The sequence below is a fragment of the Actibacterium sp. genome, from assembly GCF_041584535.1.
Taxonomy (GTDB): Bacteria; Pseudomonadota; Alphaproteobacteria; order Rhodobacterales; family Rhodobacteraceae; genus Actibacterium_D.
Genome location: NZ_JBFHDW010000168.1, coordinates 1 through 5,924, shown reverse-complemented (window position 1 = coordinate 5,924; position 5,924 = coordinate 1). Strand labels below are relative to the sequence as shown.

The window sequence follows — 5,924 nt, the reverse complement described above, 5'->3', positions numbered from 1 at the left end:
GGTCACCCGGTCGAACAGCGATTGTTCGGTGCTGTCCAGCGCGACAAGGGTCACGTCGGCATCTGAGAACGTCAGGCTGCCACCGCCCAGTTCAGCAAGGGCGCGGATACCGCTTTCGACGGCTTTGCCCCATGCGGGGGTTGGCACGCCCAGCCCGACGGTGCAGGTCGCCTGTGCAGTGGCGCCCGCGGCCTTGGCGGCGGTCAGAATGCGGTCGGCGGCTTCGGTCGTATCGGCCGAGCAGGCGTCGAACCGGGTGCCGCTTTCGTCCATGACAAGGCGCAGCGTGAACGGCGTGATCACCGGGCGCGGGGCCGAGATGTCGATGTTGGCGATGATATCGGCGGGTTTGGCTTTCAGCAGCTCGGCCTCAAGCTTGTGCTTTTGTGCGCGGCTGTCCGAGATCGCGGTGATGACGACGCGCTGATTGGTGACCGAGATTTTCGAGCGCGGCAGAATTTCCAGCGCCTTCAGCCCGAAATCCAGTGCCGCGTTCCAATTCTGGCCTGCCGGGTAATCGGCGGTGTTCAGCATGTCGGTGATGCGTGCGCCGTTGGCGGCGTTGCGGGCGGCGTTGGTGATGTCGGTGCGGCGGCCATCGGCGGGGATCAGGCCGATCATCGACACGCCGCTGTCATTGCGCAGCAGTTCCAGCGAGAATTGCGGCGCTTCCAGAGGTTTGGTCGGGGTGACCTCGATATTGTCGATCACCCGGTTGGCGTCGATGATTGTGCCGGTGATGGTGACAACGCGAAAGCGCCGGGCCTCGGATTGGGCGGTGCCGCTGAGCCGCACCTGCAACCCGTCGCCCTGAACATCGACCCAAGTGATCGCCTCGCGGGCCAGCGCGCTGCGGATCGCGGCCTCGGCCCGGTTCTCGACCACGTTGACGGCGATATAGGCGCTGGCAAGCGACAGAAGAACGGCAAGGATCAGGGCGCCGATGGCGATCAGGTTCGGGGGCGTCAGGCGCATTGGCGGTTGGCTCGGTTTTTTCGGGTGGGCAAGTCTTACCGGCGCCAGCCGCCGGGCGCAATCAAAGCATCAGGGCACCGGCAAGAAACAGCGCGGGAATCAATCCGGTATCGCGATTGGCGCGGAACAGCATCAGGCAGGTGTCGGCGTCATCGGTCTGAAGCCGGCCCAGTTGCCATGACATGTGCCAGCCCATCGCCAGCACCCCCAGAACCGCCAGAACCAGACGCGGCAAACCGGCGCCATTCATCAGGGCGGCGACCATTGCGGCGGTCATCAGGATCAGCGTCAGCATCTGGAACAGCCGCAGGATCTGCGGCGTGTTGTCTCCGAACAGGCGGGCGGTGGATTTCACCCCGATCAGGGCGTCGTCCTCTTTGTCCTGATGGGCATAGATCGTGTCGTAGAAAATCGTCCAGCAAATGCCCGCCAGATACAACAGGATCGCCGGAAGGCCCAAGGCGCCGGTATGCGCGGTCCAGGCCAGCAGCGCGCCCCAGTTGAAGGCAAGGCCAAGGAACACTTGCGGCCACCATGTGAACCGCTTGGCGAACGGATAGATCGCCACCAGCGCCAGCGAGGTGATCCCCAGATAGATCGCGTTACCGTTAAAAGTGATCAGGATGCAGAACGCGATCAGCGCCTGCGCCGCCATCCACAGGCCCGCTTGTTTGGTCGTGACCTGACCCGACGGGATCGGGCGCGACCGGGTGCGGGCGACGCGTCCGTCGATGTCGCGGTCGGTGATGTCGTTCCACGTGCAGCCCGCGCCGCGCATCAGCCACGCCCCGGCGCCGCAGCCGATGATGATCCACAGGTCGAACCAGCGCCAACCGGTCGCATTCGCCGCCAACAGCACGCCCCACCAGCACGGCAGCAACAACAGCCATGTGCCGATCGGCCGGTCGGCGCGGCTGAGCCGCAGATACGGCCGGGCCCTGGGCGGCGCAAGGCGGTCCACCCAATTGCCGCGCACCGCGTCGGAAACCTGGCCTGTGGCCTCTGGCGTTTTGTCCTGCCCGGTCATATCGTCCTGTCCCATGAGTGACGTGAAATCAGCGAAAGTCAGGCTCTATGTAGAGCACCCTCTGGGTCAGGGGCAAACCATTCCTCTGGACCGGGATCAGGCGCATTACCTGTTCGGGGTGATGCGGCTATCGGTTGGCGATCATGTGCTGGTCTTTAATGGCCGGGACGGCGAATGGTTGGTTCAGGTCAGCGATACGGGCAAGCGCGGTGGCGCGCTGGATTGTGTCGCGCAGACCAAGCCGTTGCAATTGCCGCCCGATCTGTGGCTGCTGTTCGCGCCGATCAAAAAGGCCCGCACCGATTTCATCGTCGAGAAGGCGGCCGAGATGGGCGCGGCGCGGATTTGTCCGGTGCAGTCCGAGTTCACCAACTCCGAGCGCATCCGCCGGGACCGGCTTCAGGCCCATGCCGTCGAGGCGGCCGAGCAATGCGGCGGCACCTATGTGCCCGACGTGGCCGAGCTTGAGCGGCTGGACCGGGTGCTGGCGACCTGGCCCGTGGATCGGCAGATCATGTTCTGCGACGAAGCACTTGTCGGCGCGGGCGAGGTTCTGTCGGTGGGGGGCGACAAATGGGCGATCCTGATCGGCCCCGAAGGCGGGTTCTCGGATGCGGAACGCGCCCGGCTGGCCGCGATGCCGAATGCCCATGCCGTCAGTCTGGGCCCCCGCATCCTGCGCGCTGATACGGCGGCGGTTGCGGCGATGACCCTGTGGCAATCGGCGCTGGGCGACTGGACATGAGCCTGATCCGCCCGGAAATGCGCGCGGCGCTGTGGCGCTGGCGCGAGCCTTTGGCGGCGCTGGCGGTGCTGGCGCTGGGTCTGTGGTGGGCGTCGGCCAGTTTTGGGGTGATGCGCTGGCTGGGCTATGCGCTGGCCCTGATCGCCGCCGCCGCCGCGCTGGCCGGGGTTCAGCGCGCGCGGTTCGTGCAGGGCCGGGGCGGGCCGGGTGTGGTCGAACTGGACGAAGGGATGCTGCGCTATTTCGGGCCGTTCTCGGGCGGGGTGATCGACATTCCGGCGCTGAGCATGGTGCAACTGGTGCCGCAGGCCGGAAACACCCATGCCTGGCGCCTGTTCGCACCGGGTGTGCCGCCGCTGACCATTCCGACCGATGCGCCGGGCACCGAGTTGCTGTTCGATGTGTTCGCGGCGCTGCCCGGGGTGCGGATCGAGGCTGTCTTGCATCACCTGCACGCCCGCTCGGCTGAAACCATTGTGATCTGGCGTCACCCGGCGACCGCCCTGCATTGACTTCCCCGGCGAATACTTCCAACTCTGAACTTCAAACAGATACGTGAATAGGTCCGAGCTAACATGTCCATTCCTCAATCCGGCGGCGGGCCGATCGAAAGTTTTCACCAGCTTGCCGAATATCTTGAAGCCGGGAACAAGCCCAAAGACGATTGGCGCATTGGCACCGAGCACGAGAAATTCGGCTATTGCAAAGATACGCTGAACCCGCTGCCCTATGCGGGGCCGCGGTCGATCCTTGCAGTGCTTGAGGGTCTGCGCGATCGCCACGGCTGGACCCCGGTGATGGAAGCCGGAAACCTGATCGGTCTGGAAAAAGACGGCGCCAATGTCAGCCTTGAACCGGGCGGGCAGCTGGAGCTGTCGGGCGCGCCTCTGGAAAGCATTCACCAGACCTGTGACGAGGTGAACACCCACCTGAACGATGTGAAACACATCGCGGACGAGGTTGGCGTCGGCTTTATCGGTCTGGGCGCGGCTCCGATCTGGACGCATGAGCAGATGCCGGTGATGCCCAAGGGGCGTTACAAGCTGATGACCGATTACATGGATCGCGTCGGCACCATGGGTAAAACCATGATGTATCGCACCTGCACGGTTCAGGTGAATCTGGATTTCTCGTCCGAAGCGGACATGGTGAAAAAGTTCCGCGTGGCGCTGGCGCTTCAGCCGGTGGCGACGGCGTTGTTCGCCAATTCGCCGTTCCTTGAAGGCAAGCCCAACGGCATGAAAAGCTGGCGCGCGAATGTGTGGCGCCATCTGGACGACGCCCGCACCGGGATGCTGCCCTTCGTGTTCGAAGACGGCATGGGGTATGAGCGCTATGTCGATTACGCGCTCGATGTGCCGATGTATTTCGTCTATCGCGACGGCAAATATATCGACGCGCTGGGCCAGTCGTTCCGCGATTTCATGGCCGGTAAACTGCCGGCGCTGCCGGGCGAGACGCCGACCCTGTCGGATTGGGCCGATCACCTGACGACGATTTTCCCCGAGGCGCGGATCAAGAAATTCATGGAAATGCGCGGTGCCGATGGCGGGCCGTGGCGGCGTCTGTGCGCACTGCCGGCATTCTGGACCGGGCTGATGTATGACCAGACCGCGCTGGATGCGGCATGGGATCTGGTCAAGGACTGGGATGCCGAAACCCGCGAGGCGCTGCGCGTGGCCGCCGGGAAAGATGCGTTGCAGGCTCATGTCGGCAATCTGAACATGCGGGCGCTGGCGGCCCGGGCTCTGGAAATTTCGCGCGAGGGTCTGAAAGCCCGCGCCAAGCCGGGCGCTGGCGGGATGATCCCGGACGAGCGGCATTTCCTGCATGCGCTGGAAGACAGCGTCGAAAGCGGCAAAGTGCCCGCTGACGAATTGCTGGATAAATACCATGGCGAGTGGAACGGCGACCTGACCCGGATCTACAAAGAGTTCAGCTATTGAGCGACCTCGACCGTTTCGTCACGGCGCAAGACGGGGCTTACCGTTGGGCGCTGGACGAGGTGCGGTCGGGGCGGAAAATCGGCCACTGGATGTGGTTCGTCTTTCCTCAGCTTGCCGGGCTGGGCCGGTCCGAACGGGCACGGTTTTACGGCCTCGCCGGGCTGGACGAGGCCCGCGCCTATCTGGCGCATCCGGCTCTGGGGCCGCGTCTGATCGAAATATCGACCGCAATGCTGGCCCATTCCGGCCAACGCCCCGAGTCGATCCTGGGCGGGATTGATGCGCTGAAACTGCGGTCCTGCGCCACCCTGTTCGAAGCCGCAGGTGGCGGCCCGGTCTTTACCGCGATCCTTGAGGAATTCTATGGCGGCGAACGCTGCCCGCTGACGCTGACCCTGCTTCAGTAACCTTGGGCGGGATCGACGCGACCGGGCAAAGGCGCGCCTGCGATCAGCGCGGCAAGGGTCTCGCGAAAGATCAGCAGATTCCGCTCGCGGAAATCGGGATTGCGCCATGCGATATGCGGGGTGATCCGGGCCTGTGGATGGGTCATCAAAGGGTGATCGTCGGGCAAAGGTTCGGGCGTGGTGACGTCCAGTGTGGCACGGGCCAAGGGGTTGGCCGCCAGGAAATCGACCAGCGCATCCTGATCGACAATGCTGCCGCGCGCGATGTTGATCAGGTGCAGATGCGGCGTGGCGTGGGCCAGAAGGGCCGCGTTGACCGCGCCGGTCGTGGCCTCGGTCTGGGGCAGGGCGATCACCATCATGTCGGCGCCGTCGATCAGCGCCTCAAGCGATGGCGCGAATTCCACGCCCTCGGCCATTCCCGGCCCGCTGCGGCGGATGCTGCGCAGCACCATGTCAAACCCGAGCGCGCGTTTGGCGATCTCTTGCCCGACCGCGCCGAACCCGGCGATGGCCAGAACCTTGCCCTGAAGCGTGCCATAAGCGATGGCCGCGTCCCCGGTCGTGCCTGTCGTACTCAGCGCCGCACCCAGACGCTTTTCGCCCTCCAGCAGCGCCGCCATCACGTATTCCGCAATCGCCGCTTCGTGGCCAAAGCAGTTGCACAACGTGCACTCGGGCGGCAGCACCGACAGATCGACGCCGTCATATCCCGCGCCCGGCACCTGAAACACCCGCGCCGACAGCTTGGGATTCGCGTCGGTCAGCTTAACCCCGATCACCATGTCGGCGGCGGCGTAGGCCTCGGCCTCGCCCGCCCCATC

At 64.7% G+C, this 5,924-nt stretch carries 7 protein-coding genes; 4 read left to right on the top strand and 3 right to left on the bottom strand.

Features of this window, described 5'->3' with window-relative positions:
- On the bottom strand, positions 1–975 hold a 975-nt coding region (locus ABYW26_RS09375), incomplete at its 3' end, for a BON domain-containing protein (protein ID WP_372604544.1).
- A gap of 61 nt (positions 976–1,036) precedes the next feature.
- The gene (gene ubiA, locus ABYW26_RS09370; RefSeq protein WP_372604543.1) at positions 1,037–2,002 is read right to left on the bottom strand and encodes a 4-hydroxybenzoate octaprenyltransferase; all 966 of its coding nucleotides are present in this window, start codon (positions 2,000–2,002) and stop codon (positions 1,037–1,039) included.
- Positions 2,003–2,015: 13 nt separating this feature from the next.
- Here ubiA and ABYW26_RS09365 point away from each other — a divergent pair, with 13 nt between their 5' ends.
- The 4 genes from ABYW26_RS09365 (at position 2,016) to ABYW26_RS09350 (ending at position 5,100) form a co-directional block, all read left to right on the top strand.
- Positions 2,016–2,747 (top strand): 16S rRNA (uracil(1498)-N(3))-methyltransferase, encoded by a 732-nt coding sequence (locus tag ABYW26_RS09365; RefSeq protein ID WP_372604541.1) that lies wholly within the window; start codon positions 2,016–2,018, stop codon positions 2,745–2,747.
- Positions 2,744–3,259: a hypothetical protein gene (locus tag ABYW26_RS09360; RefSeq protein WP_372604539.1), complete on the top strand. Its 516-nt coding sequence runs from the start codon at positions 2,744–2,746 to the stop codon at positions 3,257–3,259. Before ABYW26_RS09365 ends, ABYW26_RS09360 begins: the two co-directional genes overlap by 4 nt.
- A gap of 63 nt (positions 3,260–3,322) precedes the next feature.
- Positions 3,323–4,693, top strand: a complete 1,371-nt coding sequence (locus ABYW26_RS09355) for a glutamate--cysteine ligase (RefSeq protein WP_372604538.1) — start codon at positions 3,323–3,325, stop codon at positions 4,691–4,693.
- Positions 4,690–5,100, top strand: coding sequence for a DUF1810 domain-containing protein (locus ABYW26_RS09350; protein ID WP_372604537.1), 411 nt, complete (start codon positions 4,690–4,692; stop codon positions 5,098–5,100). The genes ABYW26_RS09355 and ABYW26_RS09350 overlap by 4 nt, the downstream gene beginning before the upstream one ends.
- On the opposite strand, the gene ABYW26_RS09345 is transcribed toward ABYW26_RS09350, so the two are convergent.
- Positions 5,094–5,924: NAD(P)-dependent oxidoreductase (locus tag ABYW26_RS09345; protein ID WP_372604536.1), on the bottom strand; the 831-nt coding region annotated here is incomplete at its 5' end. The genes ABYW26_RS09350 and ABYW26_RS09345 overlap by 7 nt on opposite strands.